Annotated in this window: 22 protein-coding genes; 9 read left to right on the top strand and 13 right to left on the bottom strand. The window is 66.3% G+C overall.

Annotated elements, in window-relative coordinates; translation table 11 throughout:
- Positions 1–15: 15 nt before the first annotated feature.
- Together FBZ87_RS19710 and FBZ87_RS19705 are read right to left on the bottom strand one after the other, a co-directional pair.
- Positions 16–1,086 (bottom strand): rhamnan synthesis F family protein, encoded by a 1,071-nt coding sequence (locus FBZ87_RS19710; protein WP_186454852.1) that lies wholly within the window; start codon positions 1,084–1,086, stop codon positions 16–18.
- Between the two features lie 134 nt (positions 1,087–1,220).
- Entirely contained in the window at positions 1,221–2,243 is a 1,023-nt protein-coding gene (locus FBZ87_RS19705) for a rhamnan synthesis F family protein (protein WP_145612299.1), read from the bottom strand.
- Between the two features lie 283 nt (positions 2,244–2,526).
- On the opposite strand from FBZ87_RS19705, the gene FBZ87_RS19700 reads away from it, so the two are divergent.
- Genes FBZ87_RS19700 through pcaC form a run of 3 tightly spaced genes read left to right on the top strand, consistent with a single transcriptional unit; the run spans position 2,527 to position 5,072 of the window.
- Positions 2,527–3,879, top strand: a complete 1,353-nt coding sequence (locus FBZ87_RS19700; protein WP_145612298.1) for a 3-carboxy-cis,cis-muconate cycloisomerase — start codon at positions 2,527–2,529, stop codon at positions 3,877–3,879.
- Between the two features lie 12 nt (positions 3,880–3,891).
- Positions 3,892–4,671 carry a 3-oxoadipate enol-lactonase gene (gene pcaD / locus FBZ87_RS19695; RefSeq protein ID WP_145612297.1) on the top strand — a complete coding sequence of 260 codons (780 nt, stop codon included), beginning with the start codon at positions 3,892–3,894 and terminating at the stop codon, positions 4,669–4,671.
- A gap of 11 nt (positions 4,672–4,682) precedes the next feature.
- On the top strand, positions 4,683–5,072 hold the full coding sequence (gene pcaC / locus FBZ87_RS19690) for a 4-carboxymuconolactone decarboxylase (protein ID WP_145612296.1): 390 nt from the start codon (positions 4,683–4,685) through the stop codon (positions 5,070–5,072).
- Here pcaC and FBZ87_RS19685 read toward each other — a convergent pair.
- Entirely contained in the window at positions 5,069–6,001 is a 933-nt protein-coding gene (locus FBZ87_RS19685) for a LysR family transcriptional regulator (RefSeq protein ID WP_145612295.1), read from the bottom strand. The genes pcaC and FBZ87_RS19685 overlap by 4 nt on opposite strands.
- Positions 6,002–6,155: 154 nt before the next feature.
- Between FBZ87_RS19685 and pcaH the strand changes: the two genes are divergently transcribed.
- The 4 genes from pcaH to FBZ87_RS19665 all read left to right on the top strand — a co-directional run bounded on the left by pcaH (position 6,156) and on the right by FBZ87_RS19665 (position 10,678).
- On the top strand, positions 6,156–6,887 hold the full coding sequence (pcaH, locus tag FBZ87_RS19680) for a protocatechuate 3,4-dioxygenase subunit beta (RefSeq protein ID WP_145612294.1): 732 nt from the start codon (positions 6,156–6,158) through the stop codon (positions 6,885–6,887).
- A gap of 3 nt (positions 6,888–6,890) precedes the next feature.
- Positions 6,891–7,493, top strand: coding sequence for a protocatechuate 3,4-dioxygenase subunit alpha (gene pcaG, locus FBZ87_RS19675; protein WP_145612293.1), 603 nt, complete (start codon positions 6,891–6,893; stop codon positions 7,491–7,493).
- Between the two features lie 207 nt (positions 7,494–7,700).
- Positions 7,701–9,743 (top strand): Kelch repeat-containing protein, encoded by a 2,043-nt coding sequence (locus FBZ87_RS19670; protein ID WP_145612292.1) that lies wholly within the window; start codon positions 7,701–7,703, stop codon positions 9,741–9,743.
- Positions 9,744–9,754: 11 nt separating this feature from the next.
- Positions 9,755–10,678 carry a hypothetical protein gene (locus FBZ87_RS19665; protein WP_145612291.1) on the top strand — a complete coding sequence of 308 codons (924 nt, stop codon included), beginning with the start codon at positions 9,755–9,757 and terminating at the stop codon, positions 10,676–10,678.
- A gap of 129 nt (positions 10,679–10,807) precedes the next feature.
- Here the strand turns inward: FBZ87_RS19665 and FBZ87_RS19660 are convergent, their stop codons facing one another.
- The 6 genes from FBZ87_RS19660 to FBZ87_RS19635 form a co-directional block, all read right to left on the bottom strand.
- Positions 10,808–11,212 (bottom strand): DP-EP family protein, encoded by a 405-nt coding sequence (locus FBZ87_RS19660; protein ID WP_145612290.1) that lies wholly within the window; start codon positions 11,210–11,212, stop codon positions 10,808–10,810.
- 10 nt (positions 11,213–11,222) lie between these two features.
- A complete protein-coding gene (locus FBZ87_RS19655; protein ID WP_145612289.1) occupies positions 11,223–14,552 on the bottom strand; it encodes an nSTAND1 domain-containing NTPase in 3,330 nt (1,109 codons plus the stop codon).
- Between the two features lie 118 nt (positions 14,553–14,670).
- Complete coding sequence (locus FBZ87_RS19650; RefSeq protein WP_145612288.1) at positions 14,671–15,405, bottom strand: pentapeptide repeat-containing protein; 735 nt, start codon at positions 15,403–15,405, stop codon at positions 14,671–14,673.
- 266 nt (positions 15,406–15,671) lie between these two features.
- Entirely contained in the window at positions 15,672–16,388 is a 717-nt protein-coding gene (locus tag FBZ87_RS19645; RefSeq protein ID WP_145612287.1) for a DUF899 family protein, read from the bottom strand.
- A gap of 31 nt (positions 16,389–16,419) precedes the next feature.
- Complete coding sequence (locus tag FBZ87_RS19640; RefSeq protein ID WP_246134495.1) at positions 16,420–16,923, bottom strand: MarR family winged helix-turn-helix transcriptional regulator; 504 nt, start codon at positions 16,921–16,923, stop codon at positions 16,420–16,422.
- An 88-nt stretch (positions 16,924–17,011) separates the two neighbouring features.
- Positions 17,012–18,205 (bottom strand): 4-hydroxybenzoate 3-monooxygenase, encoded by a 1,194-nt coding sequence (locus tag FBZ87_RS19635; RefSeq protein WP_186454850.1) that lies wholly within the window; start codon positions 18,203–18,205, stop codon positions 17,012–17,014.
- Between the two features lie 259 nt (positions 18,206–18,464).
- Here FBZ87_RS19635 and FBZ87_RS19630 point away from each other — a divergent pair, with 259 nt between their 5' ends.
- A complete protein-coding gene (locus tag FBZ87_RS19630; protein WP_145612286.1) occupies positions 18,465–19,421 on the top strand; it encodes a helix-turn-helix domain-containing protein in 957 nt (318 codons plus the stop codon).
- Positions 19,422–19,578: 157 nt separating this feature from the next.
- A complete protein-coding gene (locus FBZ87_RS19625; RefSeq protein WP_145612285.1) occupies positions 19,579–20,604 on the top strand; it encodes an AraC family transcriptional regulator in 1,026 nt (341 codons plus the stop codon).
- Positions 20,605–20,683: 79 nt separating this feature from the next.
- Here the strand turns inward: FBZ87_RS19625 and FBZ87_RS19620 are convergent, their stop codons facing one another.
- The 4 genes from FBZ87_RS19620 to FBZ87_RS19605 form a co-directional block, all read right to left on the bottom strand.
- Positions 20,684–21,664: a PDR/VanB family oxidoreductase gene (locus tag FBZ87_RS19620; RefSeq protein ID WP_145612284.1), complete on the bottom strand. Its 981-nt coding sequence runs from the start codon at positions 21,662–21,664 to the stop codon at positions 20,684–20,686.
- Positions 21,665–21,678: 14 nt separating this feature from the next.
- Positions 21,679–22,470 (bottom strand): 4,5-DOPA-extradiol-dioxygenase, encoded by a 792-nt coding sequence (ygiD, locus tag FBZ87_RS19615; protein ID WP_145612283.1) that lies wholly within the window; start codon positions 22,468–22,470, stop codon positions 21,679–21,681.
- Between the two features lie 146 nt (positions 22,471–22,616).
- Positions 22,617–23,804 carry an aromatic ring-hydroxylating oxygenase subunit alpha gene (locus FBZ87_RS19610; RefSeq protein WP_145612282.1) on the bottom strand — a complete coding sequence of 396 codons (1,188 nt, stop codon included), beginning with the start codon at positions 23,802–23,804 and terminating at the stop codon, positions 22,617–22,619.
- A 48-nt stretch (positions 23,805–23,852) separates the two neighbouring features.
- Positions 23,853–24,932 (bottom strand): acetamidase/formamidase family protein, encoded by a 1,080-nt coding sequence (locus FBZ87_RS19605; protein ID WP_145612281.1) that lies wholly within the window; start codon positions 24,930–24,932, stop codon positions 23,853–23,855.
- Positions 24,933–25,109: the final 177 nt, after the last annotated feature.

Raw genomic sequence — 25,109 nt, 5'->3', positions numbered from 1 at the left:
AATGCACCCGCCCTCTTAATGCACCCGGTTGCGCATCGACAGCTGCAGATGATGCAGGATGAGGCTGGTGTCGTATGAGGGCGAGGAGGCGCGGATGACCTCCTCCCAGCGCTGCACGCAGGGGATGCCAACGGGATTGCGCTGCAGCAGATCACGCTTGATGAACGGGCTGGCCTTGCGGGCCACCAGGTAATCCCAGAAATAGTGGGTCTGGTTCAGGGGCCGTCCCTGGTTGATGGCCTTTTGCAGCTGGCGCAGATAGGGCAGGATCTGCCCTTGGCTGTTGCCATGGTTGTCGACCACGGCGTCCTGCTGCTTGGACCGGTCCAGCGCCTCGTTCAGCGGCTTCGAAATTTCTGAAACCACGCTGCGGTAGGGCAACAGGGCGCGGCACTGGATGCCGGCACGCAGGAAGAAGCGCGTCATGCCGATTTCATAATCGCGGATGACCCAGCGCTTGCGCCGGTAATAACGAACCTTCTTCCAGAACTTCAGGAAGCTGGGATGCTTCAGCGCCGCGTGATGGAAAATCAGGAAATAGCTCTGTAGGTGGAAGTGGCGGTCCCAGCTGTCGGTCAATCCCCAGATACCCGCCTGGGCCGGGTCCGCCTGGCGGACCACCTCCGTCAGATCCTGCAGGGGGCCATAGATGCTGTCGTTGGTGATCAACAGCTGGTCCAGGGCCCCGGGGTCGGGGATGAGGGCGATGGCGTCCTTGAACGCGCCGAAGTCCCAGCCGATGTTGCGCCGTTTCAGCACCCAGGCGACATGCGGCAGCACCTTGCCGGTTTCCTTGGCCGACAATTTGGGGCAGTTGCTGGCGAAGATGACGGCATAGCCGGCCTCCGCCAGCTTGGCGACGAAATAGACGACATAGTCGTGAACGATGCCGCGTTGGTCATAATGGTTGAAGACGGCAACCTTGCGGGCCCCGCCCAGCGGCAAGTGGCCGGGAAGGCTGGCTTTGACCGTGGCCAGCCGGGGCAGGACGGGAGTCGCCAGGCAGCGCGCCAAATCCGCGCCATCGACCAACAGCATCGGCAGTCGGACACCCTTCTTGAGCATCTTAAGGAACGTGTCAGACATGAAACCGATAAATCCCCCGCCTTGAATACCCATTATAGGCGATACGCTGGCGTTCTGAAAGCAAAGCTGTCGACTATCACGCAGGCTCCAAACCCGGCAGGTCGGTGCATGAAAGAAACGTCGCTACTTCTACGTTACCGTGGTGAAAGGTGCTCGCGGATCAGGCCGGTATCATAGTTGGAAACCCTGGATACGACGTGTTCCCAATCACCAACATTGGGAATGTTGGCCGGATTCTTCTGCAGCAATTCGCGTTTGATGAAAGGAAAGCCCAGTCCCACCGTCAGCTCGTACCAGAAAAAATGGGTCTGGTTGATGGGAATGGAAGCCTTGATGCGGTTGGCGAGCATTTGCGCGTACGCGGCCGGCGATGTCCTGTCCGCTTTGGGCGGTGCGGTTCGCGGCGTATGGGAGCGCATGAATGTTTCGGTGACGGTGTTGTAGGGGAACAGCGCCTTGCAGCGCAGCCCGCCGTCCTGCAGCATCCGCGTCAACCCAATCTCATATTTCTCGATGATCCAATGCTTGCGGCGGAAGCAGCGGACGCCATCCCAGAACCGCCGGAACGCTTCGGAGCGCAACGCCCGCTGGTGGAACAGCAGGAAAAAGCTTTGCAGGTGATAATGGCGCTCCCAGCTGTCGGTGCTGCCCCAGATGTCGGCTTCGGCCGGTGTCGCGCGGGCGATCAGGGGTTCCAGGTCATAGAGGGGGCCGAAGACGCTGTCGTTGGTGATCAGCAGCATCTCGCGCTCTTCCAACGCCGGCACCAAGGAGATGGCCTCGCGATAGGCGGCAAAATCCCAGCCGATGTTCTGGCGGGAAAAGGCCAGTGCCACGTCCGGCAGCAGGGGCGCCACCGTCTGGTCGCTCAGGCAGGGCGTGTTGCTGGCGAAGACCACGGCGAAGCCCGCTTCCCGCAGCTTGCGGACATGATAGCGGACATAGGGGGCGATGGTATCGGTCCGCGCGAAGTGCATGAACACGGCCACCCGGGCTGCGCCCTCCAGCGGCACTTGGCCGGTCCAGCTTTTCTCGATGCGGCCCACCGCGCGGGGTGGGGGGAAAAGCAGCAACTCGGCGTAATCGGCCGTGCGTGTGATCAGCAGGCGGCTGCGATAAGCGACTTGGCGGGCGATACGGCGAAACAGGTCACGCACTCAAAGACATCCTAACCACACATCCGGCTCGCCTTTGTCGGGCTGGCGCGCGTCGGTCGCCAAAGGTCTGATCAACAAGGGAAGCGTCAGTTCCTTTATGCCCGAGACGGTGGGGCCAAACAACGTCGAGAACCCGGGGCTGGCCACGGCATCGCTATGATGTTCGTCTGTCGAACATTTGTTCGCAAATGCACAGCTGTTCCTGATGCGTGGCATGGCTCATTCCTGCCGATCCGATGCTATCGTGGCCACCGCCTTCAAGATTGGCGGGGAGGAATGAGAGATGCCTGGATTGCTGGACCCGCTGTTCCGGGGCGGGGCGGTGGACGCGGTGTTCACCGATACCGCCACCGTGCAGGGCATGCTGGACTTTGAGGCGGCCTTGGCCCGGGCGGAGGCGGGGCTGGGCATCATTCCCCTGGGTGCCGATGCCGCCATCGCCGCCCACTGCCGGGCCGACCGTTTCGACCTGGATGGCCTGGCCCATGCCGCGTCCAAGGCCGGCAACACCGCCATTCCCCTGGTCAAGGCGCTGACAGCGCGTGTGGCGGCGACTGATCCCGACGCCAGCCGGTTCGTTCATTGGGGCGCCACCAGCCAGGACATCATGGACACCGGCCTGGTGCTGCAAATCCGCCAGGCCCTGCCGCTGATGGACAAGGACTTGGACATCCTGGAGGGGCATTTGGCCCGTCTGGCGGCGACCCATGCCGAGACGCCCTTGGCCGCGCGCACCTGGATGCAGCAGGCCCTGCCCACCACCTTCGGCCTGAAGGCCGCGGGTTGGATGGCCGCCGTCGGTCGCGCCCGGCGGGCTTTGGCCACGGCCGGGCAGGACTGCCTGGTACTGCAGTTCGGTGGCGCCGCGGGCACCCTGGCCGCCCTGGGGGACCGGGGGCTGGATGTCGCGGCAGCCCTGGCGCTTGACCTGGATTTGACTTTGCCCGACTTGCCCTGGCACGGCCACCGCGACCGGCTGGCGGCGCTGGGCGCGGCGCTGGGCCTGGTGGCCGGCGCGCTGGGCAAGATGGCCCGCGACCTGTCGCTGCTGATGCAGACCGAGGTGGGCGAGGCGTTCGAACCGGCGGAGGCCGGCAAGGGCGGGTCATCCGCCATGCCACACAAGCGCAATCCCGTGGCCTGCGCCGTTGCGCTGTCCGCCGCCACCCGCGTACCGCCCCTGGTCGCCACCCTGTTCGCCGCCCTGCCGCAGGAGCAGGAGCGCGGCCTGGGCGGCTGGCATGCGGAGTGGGAAACCTTGCCGGAAATCTTCCGCCTGGTGGGCGGCAGCCTCCGCGTTATGGCCGACACCATGGCCGGGCTGGAAGTGGATGCTGCCCGTATGCGCGCCAACCTGGATGTCACCCGCGGCCTGCTGATGTCGGAATCGGTGGTCATGGCGTTGGGGCAGGCCCTGGGCCGGGGCCCGGCGCACAGCCTGGTGGAAAGGGCCAGCCGCCTGGCCGTGGCCGAGAAACGCAGCCTGGGCGACGTGCTGGCCGCCCTGCCGGAGGTCACGGCCCACCTGTCGCCGGCCCAGCTGGCGGCGGCGTTGGACCCCGCCGGCTATCTGGGCATGGCGCCGCAGTTCGTCCGCCGGGCCTTGGCCGCCCGCACCCTTTCCCGTGACGCATGAGGAAACCGCGCCATGCCCCTGATCACCTTGGATGATGGCTGCAATCTGAGCTACCGCATCGACGGTCCCGCCGATGCGCCGCCCCTGGTGTTGTCCAATTCGTTGGGCACCGCCATCGCGATGTGGGAACCGCAGATGGCGGCCCTGGCCCAACACTACCGCGTCATCCGTTATGACAGCCGGGGCCACGGCGCCAGCGACGCGCCGGCCGGACCCTATACGATGGAGCGGCTGGGCCAGGACGTGCTGGGCCTGCTGGATGAGCTGGACATTTATCGCGTCCGGTTCTGCGGCTTGTCCAAGGGCGGCATGGTGGGTCAGTGGCTGGGCATCAACGCCGGCCATCGGCTGGATCGTCTGGTGCTGGCCAACACCGCCGCCTACATGGGCCCGGCGGAAAGCTGGCAGGGTCGTATGGATCTGGTGGCCGCCCAGGGCATGGCGGCCGTCACAGAGGCGGTGATCCAGCGCTGGTTCACCCCCGGCTTCGTGGCCGCCCAGCCGGATGCCGTGGACCGGGTGCGCCGCCTGCTGCTGGCCACCAAGCCGCAGGGCTATGTCGGCTGCTGCGCCGCAATCCGCGACATGGATCAGCGGCCGCAACTGGCTGCCATCACCGTGCCCACCCTGGTCATCGGCGGTACCCAGGACCCCGCCACGCCGCCGGAAAAGGCGCAGGAACTGCACGCCGGCATCAAGGGCAGCACACTGGTGATGCTGGAGGCCGCGCATCTGTCGAATGTCGAGCAGGCGCAGGCCTTTACCGCCGCCTTGATCGATTTCCTGGCCTGAGGAGCAGACCCATGGATGAGCAAGACCGTTTCGACCTGGGCCTCGCCACCCGCAAGTCCGTGCTGGGGGAGGCCCATGTCGACCGCGCGCTGGCCGGCCGCACCGAGTTCAACACCGAGTTTCAGGACCTCATCACCCGCTATGCCTGGGGGGAAATCTGGACGCGGCCTGCGATCGACCACCCCACCCGCCGCCTGCTGACCCTGGCGATGATGATCGCCCTGAACCGGGGGGAGGAGTTCAAGATGCACGTCCGCGCCGCTCTGCAGCACGGCGTGTCCAAGGACCTGATCAAGGAAGTGATCCTGCAGAGCGCCATCTATTGCGGCGTGCCGGCCGCCAACACCGCTTTCCACCAGGCGGCGGAGGTATTCGCGGCTCTCGAGGCCCCGGCAGCTTAGGCATCGTCCCCCATCTCCCGCGCCACCGCCTCCAGCTGCCCGCGCAGCCAGGCTTGGGCGGGGTCGTGCTGGCCGCGCAGGTGCCAGGCCATGTACATGCGCAGGGTGTCCGTGCCCGGCGGGGCGGCGGCCAGCAGGTCGGCGGGCAGGGGGGCGGCCTGGAACTCCCGCAGTTCCAGGCCGTGCAGTCGGCTGGGAACGCAGGCGACCAGGTCGGTGCCGCGCAGGAAGGGCGCCAGGCCGGAGAAGTTGGCGACCGTTACCACCACGTCGCGGTGGATGCCCAGCCCCTCCAGCGCCTTGTCGAAGTTCAGCGGGTCGGCCGAGGGGTGGACCACGGTGACGTGGCGCCCGGCCAGGAAGGCGGCGGCGCTGGTGGGGGCAACCCGCCGTGCGCCGTCGAAGACGCAGACGTAGCGGTCGTCGAACAGCCGCTTCTGGATGATGTCCAGCCCCTCCGGCGGGGCGGGGGAGATCAGCAGGTCGCAGCGCGCCTCCCTCAGCATCTCGCTGGTGGGCCGGCCGGACGGGATGACTTGCAGACGGAGGTCGGCCAGCTGCGCCGCCGCCCGGGTGTAGAAACGGGGCAGCAGCAGGTCGCGCTGGAAGTCGTTGGCCGCCACCGTCCAGGACAAGCGGGCCTGCGCCGGGTCAAAGCCATCGCCGGCCGTCAGGGCCTTCAGCCCGTCCATCAGCAGTCGCGCCTGGGGTACCAGGCGCTCCGCATGCTGGGTGGCGACGATGCGCCGTCCGGACTTCACGAACAAGGGGTCGCCCACCAGGCGGCGCAGCCGGTTCAGCGCGTGGCTGACGGCCGACTGCGCCATGTCCAGCCGCCGCGCGGCGGCCGAGACCGACCCCTCCTCATACACCGTCACGAACAGGCGCAGCAGGTGGCCGTCCACGCCCAGATGATCGAAGCTGCCCACGCTGGCCTCGGCTTATCCATGAATCGTATCGATGGATTATATGCCCATGCATGGGATTTTCAGGACTATCGATTGGTCTAGGGTGGGGGTGAAAGATGGGGGCGCCGCATCGTGCCCCCTCTCAAGAACCAATCCCGGGAGGACGGCACCTGAGATGAGTAGCGATACTGGAGAATTCACCCGGCGCGACCGTGCCTGGCATCCGCCGGCCTTCACGCCGCCGTACAAGACATCCGTGCTGCGCTCCCCCGGTAAGGCGCTGGTGTCCCTGCGCCAATCGATCGGTGAGCGCACCGGCCCCGTGTTCGGCCACGGCGACCTGGACCCTTTGGACAACGACCTGATCCGCAATTACATCACCACCGGCGGCGAAGCCATTGGTGAGCGCATCATCGTCCACGGCCGCGTGGTCGATGAGATGGGGCGCCCGGTGAAGGGCAGCCTGGTCGAGGTGTGGCAGGCCAACGCCGGCGGCCGCTACCGCCATGGCAATGACCGCTACCTGGCGCCGTTGGACCCCAATTTTGGCGGCTGCGGCCGCTGCGTCACCGACGACGACGGGCGCTATTTCTTCCGCACCATCAAGCCGGGGCCCTATCCCTGGATGAACCACAACAGCGATTGGCGCCCTTCGCACATCCATTTCTCGCTGTTCGGCAACGCCTTCGCCCAGCGCCTGGTGACCCAGATGTATTTCGAGGGCGACCCGCTGATCCCGCTGTGCCCCATCATCGGCACCATCCGTGACAAGGCGGCGGTGGACATGCTGGTGGCCAAACTGGACATGAACGAGATGGTGCCCTTCGACAGCCTGGTCTACCGCTTCGACATCGTGTTGCGCGGCCGCCGCTCCACCTTCTTTGAGAACCGGCCGGAAGGGAACTGAGCCATGCCTGTCCAGTACCTGAAGGAAACCCCCTCGCAGACCGGCGGCCCCTATGTCCACATCGGCTGCCTGCCGCATTTCGCCGGCCTGAACCTGCGCACCCAGGAAAAGCTGCACGTCCTGGCGGGCGGTGGCGTGCCGGGCGAGCAGATTCGCATCGAGGGCGTGGTGTGGGATGGCTCCGGCCACCCCTTGCGCGACGTGATGCTGGAGCTGTGGCAGGCCGACGGCAGCGGCACCTACAACGCACCCGGCTTCCGGGGCTGGGGCCGGGTGGGCGCCGACCCGCAGACGGGCTTGTGGGGATTCGAGACCATCCGCCCGGGCGCCACGCCCTGGGTCGACGGCCGGCCGCAGGCGCCCCACTGCTCCCTGCTGCTGTTCGCGCGCGGCATCAACATCCACCTGCACACCCGCATCTATTTCGATGACCGGCCCGAGGCCAACGCCGCCGATCCGGCGCTGCTGTCCATCGAGCTGGTGAACCGCCGCCAGACCCTGATCGCAGCGCGCCAGGCCGGGGGCCAGGGAAGATCGGACGTGCCCACCTTCCGCTTCGACGTCCATTTGCAGGGCGACAAGGAAACGGTGTTCTTCGACTGCTGACCGTTTTTCTTCGAGGTGCTGGAAAGGCCCGGTCCGCCCGACCGGGCCTTTTTTGCATGATTTTCTGCCCTGAAAAATCATTAATAAAATCAACTTGTTATCATAGAGAAGAATTTCAGAAGGACTGGCGCGCGAACAGCCGACTTAACCTCCATCGGTCAGCTTTCCTTGGGAAGCGGCAGGGACTGCAGCGGAGGGGAATTGGGCATGAACGCGACGATGCCGGCCATCATGACGCCCGAGGCGACCCTGGGGCGCCGCATATTGGTTGGCCCTGGTGTCCATGCCCGGTTGCCGGCGCGCAAGCCGGCCGCGACCAGACTGGGCCGCATTGCCCAGACGTTGGCGGAGCGGACCACGGCCGCGACCTTCAGCCTGGCGGCGGCCAGCAGCTATCTTTTCGCACTGACGCAGGCGTCGATGCCGGCCATTCTGTTCGGGGACGCCTATCCCGTACCGCAATCCCCCTTCCCGCAATCCGGGGTGCCGTCACCACAAGCGTCGTATGATGCCTTCCGGGATCAGTTCGCGACGTTTCAGGCGCAGGCCGGGACCTGGATCACGCCCCGGCGGGGCGCCGAACTGCCCAGCGTCTTTTCCCAATTGGCGTCGTTGCCGCGTCTGCTGGCGGACATGACCCGTGTTCTGGACGACGCCCTGGCGGGGCGGTCCGGCCAAGGTGCCGGCCGGTTGCCTTGCGCCCATCCCCTGAAGGCGTGCGAAAGGGCCGTCCGGCGACGGAGCGAAGCGGTCTCCGCCCTGCTCGGCATGGTCACCCAGCAGGGGCAATGGCTGGCGACCACCGCTACGGCCTTGGCGGCCGCCGCCCAAGCCGGTGTGCTTGGGCAACTGTTGGCGGCCCACGGTGGCGAGGCCAAGGCCATGACCATGGCCGTCCACCATGCCCAGGCCTGCATCGCGGCCGAGACCAGCCGCATCATTGACGCCGGCCTGGGCGGCGCCTCCTCCGTGGCCGTGGGGGTGGTGGGATTGACGATGTGCTGGAATCCCTTGGGCTGGTCGATGATCCCCGGTGGGGTTGTCGGTACGCACAACGGCGCCATCGACCTGCCCTTCCTCCAAGGCCAGCTTGGCAAGCTTGAGGCGCTGATCGAGGTCAAGCTCGACCGGTGGCGGCAGGAGCAGGCCGCGGCGATGCTCCTGGCCGGAATGCGGGTCCAGCTGATGGGCGTGGCGCCCATGGTGCAGGCCGCGCAGGAGGAATTGGCGGCGCTGGCCTGGCTGCTGGGGCGCTTGCCGTCCGAGGTGTCGACCGCGCTGGACGACGATGATCTCTCGGCGGCGCGGGGGGAGTGGGGCGCCGCCATGGCCGATGCGGGCCTGTCCGATGCGCTGTCCCTGTACCTGTGGCCCTCGCCCACGCATCTCAGCGCGCCGTCCACCGTCGCCGTGGCAGGGGACGACGTTTTCCGCATCGCCGCCTCGGGGCGGATGTACCATCATTCGCCGTCGGCGCCCGGCTGGACCGATATGCAGGTCACGGCCCTGAGTTGTGTCAGCGACGGTTATGATCTGGTGGCGATCGACGGCGCGCCGGTCGCCTCCGTTCAATCCGACGCCGGGGCTCCCTCCAGCTATCATGTGAAGCTGTATGATCGCTTCACCCAGGTCTGGACCACCATCTCCGCCTTCCCCGCGTCGTGCGTCGCCGTAGGGCAGGGGACGATCTACGCGGTGAATCAGGCCGCGGGGGACGGGCGGGTGCACCGCTACAACGGCATGGGCAAAAGTTGGACAGCCCTGCCCATGCTGCCGGGACCGGATGTCGCCGCCCAGATCGCCGTCGCGGGCGGCGTCGTCTTCGCCCTGACCAACAACAGCCAGACGCTCTACCGCTACAATCCCGCCCGACAGAATTGGGGGCGGGTGGGGCGCGCCGCCTATCTGTCGATCCGGGCCAATGGCAACAAGCTGGGCATGGTGGATGCCGACAACCGTGCCTACCTTTACGACGCGCTGGCTGGTGGCCCCCCCCGGCAGGTGGGGGCCTGCGTTAACGCCATCGCCCAGTTGTCGACCGGTGAGCAGTTGGGCATCGCCTCCGGGGCGGGGGCCCTCTGGCATATTGATACGAGGGTGCAGCCGCCGTGCCGAACCTATGTGACCTCGGAAGCGACGGCCGTCTTCGCCAGTGACACGGACGTGGCCTACCACTGTGACGGCAAGGGGGACCTTCACCGCATGACGCCAGACGGTGGTATGGTTCGGCTGCCGTCCCTGCCTTTATGAGCGGTGCCCTCATGAGCGGCATGGCGCTTCCCATCCTGGACCTGTGCAACCGGCTGATCGCGCTCGCCCGCTGCCTCAGTGCTCTCAGAAACGGCCGGCTGCCGGGGGTCGTCGCCCGGCAGGCGCCGGGCTTGGCGACCGAATATCGGTTTTGGCAGAACACCTTGTGGAAAGGGTTTCACCAGGGCCTGGTCGGCCACGGCATCATCGCCCTGGCGCTGAACTGCCGGCAGTTGGTCCGGGAAGGGCGGAGCGACCAGGGAAGTTACCGGGCCCTCATCACCCGGCCGGGGGCCGCAGGGCCAGCCATCTGCGCCCTCTGCGATGGGGTGGTCAACCAATTGGCGTTCGGGGCCAGTTATATCGGCCCTTTGCAGCGCATCGCCAGCCAATCAGGTCCGGCGGCGGAGGCGGATCTCGCGCACTTCCGGGCCATGGTGACCATGGTGGATGGTCAGTTGGACGCGGTCTCGGAGGGCCTGACGGAAGGCCTGCTGGCCCAGGGCGGGCCCATTGCGGTCGCCATCACCAACATCGGCTTGGCTGGGGCCGAGGGGAGCGAAGAGGCGGGCCTATTGTTGCGCGGTGCCGCCCAGGTCGGACTAGCCACCGCCAAGCCTGCGCCCATTCCGGTGGACACCCTGGCGACGATGGGCTTGGCGCTGGAGTGGTGGGCTGGCGCTGGGCCGGCGCTACGTCAGGCCGCCCAGTTGGCGCTGTTGATTGACAGGCTGGTCGAAACCACCGCCCCGCGGTCGTCCGCTATGGACGCCTTGGCGGTGGTACGGAACGACTGTCGACAGGTGCGTGCCGTGATCGATGCCGGCACATCGGCCGAATGGGCCACCGTTGGTCTTAAGCGCCTGGCAGACTGGGCTGATGCCATGGCCGGCATCGAGTTCGCCGAACCGGTATTGCGCTGGGTTCCAGACTGATTCCGTGCTGACGCGATAGTCCCCCCCGTCGGTCCCGGTTTATTCGCTGTCCAATGTTGCCGCATCGGAAAAGCTCGCGTTCATGCGATCCCTGCCCCCGGTGACACCGGAGGCAGGGATCGCATTATTTCATTCCGCAGGCGGACGGCTTGGCGGATTGTTGTCGACCTCCGGATCGGGGCTGAGAATGGCCGTCCCGGTATCGTCGTTCAGCCGGGCGACCAGGATGAAGCCAAACGGCTGGCGACCAGTGGCACCCCAGACATTCGCGTCATCGATCGTGATCACTGAATCACCATAAGTGATCTGGGTCACCTGAGCGGTCACGCAATGGGCCGGGGACAAATTGGCGAAGACGAGATTGTAGGTGTCTTGCAGGCCATCGGCCAACTGATAGACGATCTGGGTCGGATTCTGATCCGAAAGCGTGATATTGCCGCTCGACGGATCGACGCCGGGGCCATCATACGTCCAGGTGTAACCGGCCTCATCGGGCGTAATCGTGACAGTGATCGGAATGACAGTCGTGGCCATCGCGGTTTCCTCATTTTTTAAACTGAGAGAGAAAATATAAGTAACTGGGATCGCGGTATCCAATTTTTTCGAGCTTGGAGATGTTATCTAAAACAGAAGCCCCATTGTCGATGCATAAATTAACGCGAATCCAAGTGTCTATATTATAATAGCTCTTTTGATTGTTCTCAATAAGATAACGAGAAAGGGGCAAGGATTCTTCGCATGACTTTTTCCCCAAGTCGTTTTCGTTTCTGGCGATATGGGCCATTGCTTTTTGCAGCAAACCGCGTGCCATTTGTTGGCGGTAATTCAGGTCCTGTTGCCGGTCCTCAGGCATGATGCGTAGTTTGCCCAAGGCGGATTCCACGGCGTGGACCGACTCATCTATCCGGTTCAAGCGAAGTAAAGTTCCCGCGACATGAAGTTGGTTGTCGGTTTCGGCCAACTGCCATTCCGCCGTCCCTGAACTCCGGGCGAATTGCGCCAATACGCCGGCGTTCGCGCGGAGAATGACCAAAGCCTCGTCAAACTTCTGACGGCCATTCAGAATCTCGGCCGCGAACACGCGGAGCTTGATTTGCGTCTGTTGCCAAAGTTGATTGCTGGCGTCGCGGGCCGTCAGGTCTTGGATAAGGGACTGCGCCTGGCCAAGCTCTTCGGCGGCCGCATCCAGATCACCCAGCGCGTACAGCAGGCGCGCCCGGCGATACAGCGACGTCACCAGGCGGAAGGTCCATAGCAGTTCCGACGGTGCCGTGGCCCGCAGGGACTGGAACTGCTCTTTCTCCTGGCCGAAGAAAGAGAGCGCCTCCCGCAACTCCCCCTCCGTCTCATTGGCCGATCCCAACCATGACAGGGTGTTGGCGATGCCGCTGCGCAGATTGCGGTCTTCGGGGCGGCGCTCCAGGGCGCGGCGTTTCAGGGCGAGGGACGATTCGAACAGCGTCCGGGCCGCCTGGGTGTCGCCCCGCGCTTGGGCCGTCGATCCCAAATTGGTGCGGGCGTACGACAGTTCGATCCACGCGTCGACATCGTCGGGAGCCAGCGCCACCATGCGTTGGCTATAGCGTTCATAGTCCAGGAAGAAGGTCTCGGCCTGCGCCACGTCACGCTGGTCCAGACTGATCTGGCCCATCCAGAAGGCATCGGCGCCCAGGTCCTTCAGCAGCTCCTGGCTTTCCAGGCCCTCTGCCAAATTTGTATCAAGTAAGCTTTTCGCCCTGGCCAAGGCCACCTGCGCGCTTTTCGGGTCGCCGCGCGATCGCGCCACCTCGGCCAAGGTTTGCAAGGCACGCGCCTGCTGGTTTCGGTCTTCTGCGGTGAGTGATGACAAGTTTTCTTGACTGAAATAACTCAGGGCTTTTTCCCCGATGTCCGACAGCAGATCCAGTCGGCCCAAAGGGCGTAGTTTGTCGGCGAAGTTGCCGACCATGAAGTTCATCAGGTCCACGGCCTGGCGCTTGCGTTGGTCTGCCGCCTTTTCCGCCTGATGGGCCACCAGGCCCAGCGTGCCCGCGATGACGGCGATGACGGCGAAGCTGGCCATGGCCACCAGGCGCCGTCGTTCGGCCTGCCGTGCCCGCGCCGCCGAGGCGTCGATGTAGGCGCGCACCCCGGCATCCAGGGGTATGGGGGCGAAGTCGGCCAATTCCCGCGCCTCTTCCAGTTGCTGGCCCCGGGGCAGCAACAGATCGACGCGGCGCCCCTCCGCCGTCCAGCGCTTCGCCGCCTCCTCCATTCGGCTGCGGGCTTTGAGGAAGCGACGGTGGTCAGCGATCCAGGCGGCGGCCCGAGGCCATTGCCGCAGCATGGCCTCATGGGCGACACCGAACACCGGTTCACCGTCATAGACTTGTGAGACGAACAGCCGTTGCCGCACGAAGGTGTCGACCAGGGTCCGTTCCTCAGGTGTGGCCAGGGCGCTCCAGGGGATGCGCCGGCTACGCGCCGCCTCGTCGCTGGCGCCCACGGTGACGACCAGCGACAGGACGCGGCTTAGGGCGGCCCGGCTGGTGGCGGGAAGCCCCTCCAGCGTGGCGTCGGCCCGCCTGCCGATGGCACCACCCAGGCCACCCAGGGCGCGATAGCCGGCGATCGTCAGTTCGCGGCTGGTACTGCGTTGCAGGTAGAGTTCGTGCAGCGTGTATTGCAGCAGGGGCAGGGCATCCGGCTGGTCCGCCGCCGCGTCGCACAGCATGTCGTCCAACCGCTCACCGGTTTCCGGATCGGTACCGAAACGAAGACCGGCGACGATGGCGGGCAACCTGATCATGTGGATAATCTCGGCCCGCGTGGGCGGTCCCAGGTCGAAATGTCCCCCTCGGGCTTTGGCGGCCATCAGCAACGGTTCGCCGGCGACGTCAGGGTAGAAATCGTTGCGGCAAGCGGCGATGACCAGGATATGTCCGCTGCGCGCCAAATGACCCAGCGCGGTAAAAAACTGCAACCGCTGCGCCTCGCCAACGGTGGCGTCATGGAACACCGCTTCCAGGCGGTCGATGAACAGGATGGCCCGGCCGTCCCGAGGGGGGCCGATCGCTTCGTCCAGGAACAGGGGGCGGTCAACCCCGGTCAGGGCCGTTCCGATGGCGTCGGCGCTCAGCCCCTGCAGCAGGGGGCGTCCGTCAACTTCCAGGTCCAGCAGAGCGCCGCCGACGGCCAGAGGCAGGGGAATGTCCTGGACATCGCCCAGATCCAGGACGCTGGTACCGAGCAAGGGGAAAAGCCGGTCCCGCGACCTTAGGGACGGAATCAGGCCCGCCTGCACCAGCGATGTCTTGCCGCTGCCGCTGGGCCCCAGGATCAGTACCAGGTCGTGCCCGCCGGCGACCTGGGCGGCCACGGTCGCGCGCAATTGGGCGGTCGCCGTGTCCCGGCCAAAGAACACGGCCGCGTGCCTCTCATCGAAGGCGTCCAGGCCGACGAAGGGCGAGGTGTCGATCCACATGTCCAGGACGGCTGTCTTGCCATCCGCTGCGACGGGGGTGACCGTGGCCACGGTGCGGTAACCGCGTTTGCGGATGTTTTCGATGTACCTGGGGTCACCGGCGGTATCGCCCAGCAGCTTGCGCAACTGCGTGATCGCCTTATGAACCTGGTTCTCCCCTACCGCCAGACCATCCCAGCACAGGTGCAACAGGTCTTCCGCGCTTAGGATCTGGCCCGAGCGCTCACACAGGGCCAGCAGGACGTCCATGGCCCGCGGCTCGACCTTCAAGGTCTGCAGGGCGGACTCATGACTCCCCCGGTCTTGCCTCAATGTGCAGGTCTGCGCATCGACTAGCCACTCACCGAAGTGAAAGCTCTTCGTTTGCAATTCTTCCCCCCGCTGGGCCCACACCCATTCCCGTGTGGGCATCTGCCCCTGGGGTGCTTTTAGCACATCCCCAAAAGGGTTAATGCGTTAAATAGAGGAAGTATTTGGGAACTGCTCGTACTGGCCGGCCAGCGGCGGATGGCGTCGCCGAGGGGGCAGATCAGGCACCGTCTCCGCACACCTCGATGCCGGCGGCGGCGAGCAGCAGGTGCTGCTGGTCGCCCGCGATCTTCAAGCCGCTGTATCCCGCCAACTGACGGATATCCAGGCCGCTGACCTCCGCCCCACGCAGGTCGGCGCCATCCAGCTTGGCGTCGGTGACGATGGCCTGGAACAGGTCGCTGTCGCGCAGATCCGCGTCCGTCAGGTCGGTGGCGTGCAGGTCGGTTTCCCGCAGGCGGCAGCGGGTGATCACGGCGTCGCGCAGCGATAGCCGTGACAGGTCGGCCAGTTCGAAGGTGCAGTCGCGGAAGGTGGCGCGATGCAAGGTCTGCGTACGACTGAGCGCGTGGTGGAAGTCCACCAGGTGAAAGCGCGCGCCGAGGAAGGTGCAGCCCTCCGCCTCCACCTCGAACAGGTCGCAGCGGCTGAGGCGGGCGGCCCGCAGGTCGCTAAAGGCCAGGGTGCAGCCGGCGGTCTTGTCCTCCGGGTCGATGAAGCGGCACTCCTCCAGCACCGCGTCGCGCAGCTTGGCGTGCGACAGGCGGCAGCGGATGAACTGGCAATCGTGGAAGCGGGCGTCGCTGAAGTCGACGGCGGTGAAGCGCACGTCCTCGAACACGCAGTTCTCGAACTGGCAGCCGGCAGCGTCCAGGTCGCGCCAGTCCATGGCGGTGAGGCGGGCGTCGCGGACCATGCCGGTGGCCAGCAGGTCTTCCAGGGTGTCGATGTCCATCCGGCCAGCCTCGTCAACCACGGGGAGGGCTTTACGATAACGTGGGCGGGGCTGTCGTCATCGTGCCTTCTGCGCAAGGTGCGGCGGCTCGTTCCGCACTACCGCGGTCAGGGCGCATTGGGTCAGCACCAAGGCCAGCAACAGGCCGGTGGCGGCGTGGCGGAGGGGACGGGACATGGGGCAGACATCGGCTGGGGGCGGGAGGATGTTGAAGTAGAACCCGCCGTGTGTTCGCCAATGCACCCGTCCTTCCGGTATCAGCCGAATTACCCGTGAGGCGTGTAATCCAGCTTGGGATACCAGTGTGGCGGCCGGCCGCCGGGTGTGCAATCCAGTACCATCCACAACGGCGCCGGGTCGGGCGCGCCGCGCGGATCCTGGCCGGGATCCGCGGTGGCACCGGTCATCTCACCCGACCAGAAGTGGCGGATGGTGCCGTCGCGCCGGGTGAAGACGTTCAGCGCCGGGACCTCCGATCCGTCGGGCAGCACACCGAAATAGTCGCGGGAGTAGGCGCCGTCGGCGTCGCTGTAGAGCCGCAGGTGGCGCCAGCCGCGCTCCCGCTTCCAGGCCAGCAGCTTGTCGATGGGTGAGCGGGCGATGACGGCCAGCGACACCTGTTGGCCGATGTCGGCGGCGTTGCCCTCCCAACCGCCCAGCAGGTTGGTGCACATGGGGCAAGGGCGTTGGCGTTGGGGGCCGAACATGTAGCTGTAGAGCACCAGGGTGTCCTTGGTCCCGAACAGGCCGGCGAAGTCGGTGGTGGCACCATCCTCGCCCACGAAGCGGTAATCGCCGGTGACCGGGCCGCCGGGTGGCAGGGCGCGGCGCTGCGCCGCCACCCGTTCCAGATGGCGGCGCAGCTCGATCTCCTCCGCCAGCAGGGCGGTGCGGGCAGCGCGGTACTCGGCGCTTTCGTTGGGGAAGCGCACAGGATTGTCGCGGGCCAACTGGTCGGCCGGTATCAGAGTGGGGGCATCCATGGTCACGAACTCCTCCGTCGGTTTTTGCCGTTCAGGAAAGGGCGGCCAGGTCCGCCCGCAGGCGGTCGGGGCCCGGTTGACCGGTATCGCCGGCGCCCAGCCAGCCCTCGACCTCCGCATGGGTCGTGCGCCAGATGGGCAAGGCCGCCGCCAGCCGGTCGCGCCCGGCAGGGGTCAGGGCCAGCACGCGGCCGCGCCTGTCCTCCGGATCCACGGTGACGGTCAGCAGGCCGTCCCGCTCCAGCGGCTTCAACGCCGCCGTCAGGGTGGTGCGGTCCACCGCCAGCACCTCGGCCACCGGGCCCAGGCGGGCGGGCATCGGCCGGTTGAGCGACATGAGCAGCGAGAACTGGCCGTTGGTCAGGCCCACCGGGCGCAGGGCCTCGTCAAACCGCCGGGCCACCCGGCGGGCGGCGCGCTGCAGATGCAGGCACAGGCAATGGTCGCGCACATGCAGCGTGGTGGCATAGGGCACGGTGGCGTCGGGCATCGTGGCGCCCAGGGCCGTGGCGGCGATGTCGAGCGTCTTGGACATGACCTATTTACGTTGATATCAACGCTATGAGTCAAGAACAACGCGACGGCCGGGTGGCCGCCGCGTCGGGTGGGTCATATCGCGGGGGTCAGATGGGCAGCCCCACATAGTTCTCGGCCAGGGCGGTGGCGGCGGCGCGGGAACTGACGACGTAATCCAGGTCGGCCTCGCGGATGCGATGCTCGAAGGGGCTGGCGGCCTCATCGGTGTGCAGCATCGTGGTCATGTACCAGGAGAAGCGCTCGCCCTTCCATATGCGCGCCAGACAGGTGGCGGCATAGGCGTCCAGGCCGGCGCTATCGCCCTGGGCGTAGAATTTTTCCAGCGCGCGGGACAGCACCAGCACGTCGGCCACCGCCAGGTTCAAGCCCTTGGCGCCGGTCGGCGGCACGATGTGGGCGGCGTCGCCCGCCAGGAACAGCCGGCCGTGGCGCATGGTCTCGCAGACGAAGCTGCGCATGGCGATGATGCCCTTCTGGATGATGGGCCCCTCGGTCAGTGTCCAGCCGTCCACCGTTTCCAGCCGCTGGTGCAATTCCGACCAGATGCGCGCGTCGGGCCACAGGGCGATGTCGTCCTTGGGATCGCACTGGATGTACAGGCGCTGGATCTCCGGCGACCGCATGCTCAGCAGGGCGAAGCCCCGATCATGGCGGGCGTAGATCAGCTCATGGTGGGACGGCGGCGCCTCTGTCAGGATGCCCAGCCAGCCATAGGGGTAGATCTTCTGGAATTCCTTGCGCTGGGCCGCAGGGATGGCCTGGCGGCTGGGGCCGTGGAAGCCGTCGCAGCCGGCGATGAAGTCGCAGGTCAGCACGGCGGGCGTGCCGTCGGTCTGGGCGTAGGTGATGAACGGCCGGTCGGTGACGATGTCGTGCAGCGCCACGTCCCTCACGCCGAAATGGATTTCGGCGCCCTGGGCCAGGCGGTGGGCCACCAGGTCCTTGATCACCTCATGCTGGGGATAGACCGTTACCTTCTTGCCGCCGGTTAGCTCCACCATGTCCAGATGGTGGCTTTGCCCCTTGAAGCGCAGGGTGATGCCGGTATGGAAATGGCCCTCGCGCATCATGCGCTCCCCCACGCCCAGCTGGTTCATCAGGTCGACGGTCCAGTTCTCCAGCACGCCGGCGCGGATGGTGCCCTCGATCTCTTCCCGGGTGCGGGATTCCAGAATGACGCTGGCGATGCCGTGCCTGTGCAGCAGTTCCGACAGGAACAGGCCGGCGGGACCGGCGCCGATGATGCCGACCTGGGTGCGGATCTTGGGTGTTGCGACCATAGCGTGGGCCCTCCCGAGCCTGGGTTTTTATCCTGGACCGCCTGGATCAGGCCGGCCGACCCCGGAACGATAGGGGTGGGCAAGGCCTCCCGGAATGGACAGCGGTTCACAAAAATTGGATTTTTTCGCAACAATCGCCCAAGATAACCGTCTGGCCGCCTCACGGATCGCCGCAACCTGACTATCCAATTCATCGATACATGTTATTGGCCATATCGATCTATCCTTGGCATTTTTCCACCACGCCGACGCGGCGGTCATGAGCCGACCGGACATTCCTGTCTTCTCGCTGTATGGCGAGGCGCCGGCCACGGCCGAGGACCGCTTCCTGCATGTGGAGCTGATCGAGGATCGCAGCAGCCTGGTGGACTGGCGCATCCGCCCGCACCAGCATGGGGATCTGGTGCAGTTCCTGGCCATCCGCGAGGGCGGGGGGCGGGTGCAGGCGGACCAGCGCACCTGGACCTTCGACGGGCCTACCCTGATCCTGGTGCCGGCCGGCGTGGTGCACGGCTTCGCCTTCGCCCGCGGCACCATAGGCTGGGTCGTCACCCTGTCGGACCGCATCCTGCGCGGCCTGGCCCAGCGCGATCCCGCCTTTGCCGTCCTGGCGCGGGAACCCGCCTGCCTGGATATGGCGGGGCAGGGGCAGGCCTTCGCCGGCGTGCTGACCGCCGCCGATGGCATCCTGCATGAAATGCGCGGCCAGGGTGCCGGCCACCGCGCGGCGGCGGAGGGGCATATGCTGCTGCTGTTGGCCGCCCTGTTGCGGGTGGCGGGGCCGGCCGAGGTGACGGGCGCGGCATCCGGCGGCCGTTCCGGCCAGGTGGCGCTGGTGGCGGCCTTCCGCGCCCTGGTGGAGCGGCACTACCGCAGCCACCGGCCGCTGGACGCTTACCTGACGGAGCTGCGCACCTCCTCGTCCACCCTGCGCGCGGCCTGCCTGGCAGTCACCGGGCGGCCCGCCATCGGCCTGATCCAGGACCGGCTCATGACCGAGGCCAAGCGCCTGATCCTTTACAGTGGCCAGACCATCGCCGCCGTGGCCTATGAGCTGGGCTTCGAGGATCCGGCCTATTTCTCCCGCTTTTTCAACAAGCAGAGCGGTGAGGCGCCGCGCGTCTGGCGACGGCGGCTGATGGCGGAATGGCCGGTCGCCGACACCGCCTCGCTGGAACCGCCGGACCCGTTGGCATCCCCGATCGCCGATGCGTGAGCCAACGGCTTGCCGGACCGGTGCCTGGCGCTTGCGGTCGCCTGTCGGCTAAATGATTTTGATTCTTAACGGTATGGATGTTGCGCTTAATCCGGTAGTCGCGGCCGCCTATCAGGGGCGGCCTGTCGCCTGACAACACGGGGGCGCGAGGGTTCCGATGACCGCATGGCACTTGATCACCGATCAGTTCCCCGTTGAGCAGCGTCGCGACGTATGGCGCGATGCGCTGGAGAAACTGAAGCTTCCACTGGACCATTTGCCGGAAGACGAAGACTTCTTCGCCAAATTGTTTTGCCTCAAGTCACCTCTTGGTATCGAATTCGCCCGCATCACTTCCTCGCCGCAGGAAATATCCGGCCGCCTGATGAAGAAGGTGGACGCCGTCTGGCTGATTGTCTTGATCGAGGGAAGCGCCACCTTGACTCATCCGGGTGGTAAACTGGAACTGGCGCCGCAGGATATCATCTATGGCCAGACGGGAATCCCCGCCTCGTTGTCCTTCAGCACCAAATTCCAGGTCCTTTACGCTCTCATTCCCAAGTCGGCGGTCAACCCTCGATTGATAACGCCGCTATCTTTCGGTGTTTTGCATTTGCCGGGGCGGTCAGGAATTGGGCACGTGCTTTCGGGAATGCTCAAGGCTTTGGCAGAAACATTCGGCACGTTGACCGAAGGTCCGCTGCGACCCATTGACATGGCGCTGTCGGAGTTCCTGATGACGGCCCTGGCCGACAATCCGCAGGTGCAGACGGCGCGCGGGTCGGCCGGCATCCGCTCCATGGCGCTGCAGCGCATCTGCCAGATCATTGAGACGCGGCTCAGCGATCCCGACCTGACGCTGGAGGACGTGGCCAACGAATATGGTGGCTCCGCCCGCTACCTGCAAAAGCTGTTCAAGGAGGTCGACCAGACCTTCAGCGGCTATGTTCGCAACCGCCGGCTGGAACGCTGCCGGCATGATTTGATCAATCCCACCTTCGCCCATCTGGGGATCTCCCAAATCTGCTTCCGCTGGGGTTTCAACGAGGCGGCGCACTTCAGCCGGGCCTTCCGCGACCGTTATGGCACCACCCCGCGCGCCTATCGCCAGTCGGCGGGCTTGGCTGATAACGACAACGGCGATTTCCAGGTGCCGCCTGGCGCGGGCACGGAGGGTACTGCCGCCCGTCAGTTCGCGGAATAGGGCCGGCCCATAAACGGCGACGGCGCCCCACCTGCGGGGCGCCGTTGGACCTTGCGGCGTTGGGGTCCAGGCTGGGGCCCTAAAGGTCCACCACCAGCATCTCGCTGACCGCGCGGGAGCAGCAGGGGGTGAACAGGCGGTTCGCCTTATGCTCCGCCTCCGTCAGGACGCAGTCGCGATGCTCCGGCGTGCCGTCCAGCACACCGGTGATGCAGGCGCCGCACACCCCCTCGGCGCACGAAATGGGCAGTTCCACATTGGCGCCGGCCAGGGCCTCGGCCGCCGTCTGGTCCGCCATGACGGGGATGACGGCACCGGTGGAACGCAGGCGCAGCAGGAAAGGGCGGTTGGCGCCGGCGTTCGCCACGGCATCAGCGGCGAAGCGTTCCAGATGGACATGGCTTTCCGGCCAGCCCAGGCCTCCGGCGGCGGCGGTCGCCGCGTCCAGCAGCGGGGCGGGGCCGCAGAGGTAGAGATGGCGGCCCGGCGCTGGCGATCCGATCAGCCGGGCCAGATCGGGCCGCCCCGTTTCCGCCGTCACGTGCAGGTGCAGGTTATCCGGTCCCACCGCCTGGCGGGCGGCGTCCAGCAAGGCGGCGCGGTCGCGCCGGCGCACCAGGTAGTGCAGCGTGACGCCGCCTTCCCCCGCCAGGTGCGACGCCATGGACAGCAGGGGCGTGATGCCGATGCCGCCGGCGATCATGACATGCGACGTTGCATCCGCCGCCAGGGTAAACAGAGCGCGGGGCCGGCGGATGCGCACGGTATCGCCCGCCGCGACCATGTCGCACAGGGTGCGCGATCCGCCGCGTCCCTCGGCCTCCCGCTGCACGGCGATGCCGTAGCGGCGGGTATCGGCCGGCGCGCTGTACAGGGAATACTGGCGCGTCAGGCCGGGGCCGTCCACCGCCCCACCCACTGCCACATCAATGTGCGCGCCGGGCTGGAAGGCGGGCAGGGGGGCGCCCGCCAGGTCGGCCAGGTCGAACAGGAAGACATCGCCCCCGTCCCGCACCTTGGCGGTGACGCGCACGGGGAACCAGTCATCAGCGCCGTTCATCGTCCCATACCCTGTCAGGCGGCCAGGTCGCCAAAGGCGACGGTCAGCATGCTGAGCGATCCATGTTCCACCCGGTCGTTGACCAGGGTCACGGCGTCGCCCGGCTGGCGGGTGCCCAGCACATAGAGGAAGGGCAGGAAATGATCCGGTGACGGGATGCTGGCGGCGGCGTCCGGCCCGGCCTTCTGGAAGTCGATCATGGGCTGGGGCGTGTCGCTGGCGATGCACTGCTTCACCAGGTCGTTGAAGCGGGCCGCCCAGGGATAGGGCGGGGTGCTGGGGTCCCAGTTCATGCGTCCCAGGTTGTGGACGACATTGCCGGTGCCGACGATCAGCACGCCCTCGTCACGCAGGGCCGCCAGCCGCCGTCCCACCTCGAAATGGTGGGCGGCCGGCTGGGTCCCGTCCATGCTCAGCTGCACCACCGGAATGTCAGCCTTGGGGAAGGCCTTCACCAGCACCGACCAGGTGCCGTGGTCCAGGCCCCACTTTTGGTCCTGGATCACGGGCAGGGGCGCCAGCACCTCCGCCACGCGCTTGGCCAGTTCCGGGCTGCCCGGTGCGGGATACCGCACGTCGAACAGGGCCTGGGGGAAGGCGCCGAAATCATGGATGGTGGGCGGCCGTTCCATGGCCGTCACCGCCGTGCCCCGTGTGTACCAGTGGGCGGAGATGACCAGGATGGCCTTGGGCGCACCCAGCAGCCCCCCGATCCTGGTCCATTCCCGCGTGCAAACGTTGTCCTCCAGGGCGTTCATGGGACTGCCATGGCCGAAGAAGATGGTGGGTAGGCGGTTAGTGGTCATTTTTTAGTCCCTCAGGCGGCGGGCGCCGGCATCCGCCGGCTTGCCTTATCCCCACCTTTCGGTCCGCTACGCTGCCCGAAAGGTTCCGGCGGCTGCGGTCGCAGCCTAGCGGCACGAGATGGACCTCGTGCCGCGCTTTATCAGGCTCAGGCGGTGGGTTTCACGCGGGCCCAGGTGTCCTGGTAGCGCCGCACCAGCCAGCCGTTGAATTCCCGCTGCGCCTGTTCCTGCCAGGAATAGCGGCCGCGGATGGCGTGGCGGGAGCGCAGGCCCACCTGCACCATCTCATCCACATGCAGATCCTGGGCGATGATGGCGGCGGTGGAATGCTTGTTCATCGCCAGCTTGTCGTCGAACAGCGGGTCCTCCAGCGCGCCCGGCGCCACCAGATAGCCCTGGTCCATCAGGTGCGTCTCCGCCCCATCCGCCCGCAGGATCAGATAGATGATCATGTCGCTGGTGATGACCAGGGACAGGGTGGGCGGCACGTTGACGAACAGCATGCGGTTGCGCTCCGCCTCCCCCAGCGCGGGGAAGACCGGCAGGATGGCCTTCTGCGTGGGGTTGAAGCTGGCGTCGGCGTGTAGGGTGCCGTTGGTGCGGTAATAGCCCGCCGTGTCGGCCGGCAGGTCATCGGGGAAGGCGGCCAGGCGCGAGGGCACGAAGTCATGCAGGGCGCCACCATGCAGGCGGTTGGCGTGATAGCCGTCGTTGTTGTTCTCGAACATCACCTTCCAGTTCCAGGGGAACTTGATGTCCCGGTCCGGGGCCGGGCCGTTCAGTGTCGCCATGGAATAGGGCGCCATCACCCCCTCCAGCGCCGCCAGCCGGGGAGCCAGGGCGGGGGCATCCAGGTCGAAGTTGACGAAGATGAAGCCGTGCCAGACCTCGACCTTGAACTGGGGAAGCTTGATGTCCTTCTTGTCGAAATTGCAGGTCTTCTCCATGGCCGGCGCGCCGATCAGCTGGCCGTCCAGCCCGTAGGACCAGTGGTGGTAGGGGCACAGGAAGGCGCGGGTGTTGCCTTGCCCCTCCGCCACCAGCATGGCGCGGTGCTGGCAGACGCTGGACATGGCGCGGATCACGCCGTCCCGGCCACGCGCCACCACGATGGGTTCATCGATGATGCTGGTGGTGAAGTAGTCGCCCGTCTCCTTCACCCACGATTCCCGTCCCACGCACAGCCATTCGTGATTGAACAGCGCCTCTTTCTCGAACTCATAGAATTCGCGGTCGGTGTAGCACAGCGGCGGCAAGGTCTCCGCCGCCTCCACGCCCAGGGCCGAACTGTCCAGGCCGCTGAAAAAGGCGTCATTCAGGAAAGAGTGCTTCATCGTTTGAACCCCCACGCCATGCCCCTTGTTTGTCTGATCGTCGCGGCCTCAGTCCTCGCGCGGCGGGAACACGCCGCGGGGGATGCGCACATGGATGCCCTGGGTCCCGTCCACCACCTGGGTGACGCCGAAGTCCGCCGCGATGCTCATCAGTGAATAGGCGTCGTCGCGGCTCAGGTTCTGCTCCTCGGTCAGCAGCTTCAGCATGTCGACCGAGGCGTTGCGCATGGCCACGTTCAGGTCGGGGTCGAAGCCGTGCACGATCCAGCAGTCCGGCGTTTCCAGCAGCGGGGAGGGGAAGCGGAAGTCCTTGCGCAGGAAGACCTGGAACATGACGTTCAGGGATGCCTCGATGGCGGTGCCGCTCAACTCGCCATCGCCCTGTGAGACGTGCGGGTCGCCGATGGAGAACAGCGCGCCGTCGACCTGGACGGGATAGTACATCGTGGCGCCGGCGCCGATGCGCCAGTTGTCGATATTGCCGCCGTGCAGGCCGGGCGGGATGGTGCTGACCCGTCCGGCCACGTTCGGTGCCACGCCGGCCGTGCCCAGGTGCGGGCGCACCGGCACGCGCACGCCGGGCAGTGCCTTCTGACGGTCGCATTCCGGGCAGTTGGTGATCTTGCCCGGCACGTCATAGCGGCCGGGAAAGTCATAGGCGTAGAGGGCGTGGGCTTGCTGGCTCATGGCGTCGATCTCATAGATCGTCACCCGCTCCTTCTCCCCCATCTCCTTGAACAGATGGCCCCAGTTGGCCGCCAGGTTGGAACCGTAGCGGGTGCGGGGCGTCATCTTCAGGTAGTGGACCTCCAGCATATCGCCGGGCCTGGCGCCTTCGACATGGATGGGGCCGGTCATGATGTGGACGCCGGGGTTGCGGTCGGCCTCCGGGATTTCCTTGAAGATGCGGGCCACCGCCTCGTCCATCATCAGGTCCGGGGCGTCGCCGGCATGGTGGGTGATGGCCTCCGCCTGGATGATGTCGCCGCTCTTGACCGTCAGGGCCGGCGCCTGGTCGGGGGTGAAATAGCCCCAATGCACGGTGCGCGGCGTGGCCGGCAGCAGGTGCAGCGTCGGCCGGATCTTGTGCCGTTCCGCCGCAGCGGCGCGATCCAATTGAACGGTCATGGGTCCCCCTGGTTGAAGCATCCGGGCGGCCCCGCCGGGGGCGCCCTCATGGGGAAAACCTTAGGGCCGCCCGATGCGGCGATCTTGCCTGCACGCGCATGGCCGCTTTCGCCAGCACGCCGCCGCCGTCCCATGGTTCCGCCCGGGCAAGCTTTCATGCGTTAATCGGCAAGAGCG

This window comes from Nitrospirillum amazonense, assembly GCF_007828035.1.
GTDB lineage: Bacteria > Pseudomonadota > Alphaproteobacteria > Azospirillales > Azospirillaceae > Nitrospirillum > Nitrospirillum amazonense.
The sequence above is the reverse complement of the archived record's forward strand: the minus strand, read 5'-3'. Positions and strand labels throughout refer to the sequence as shown.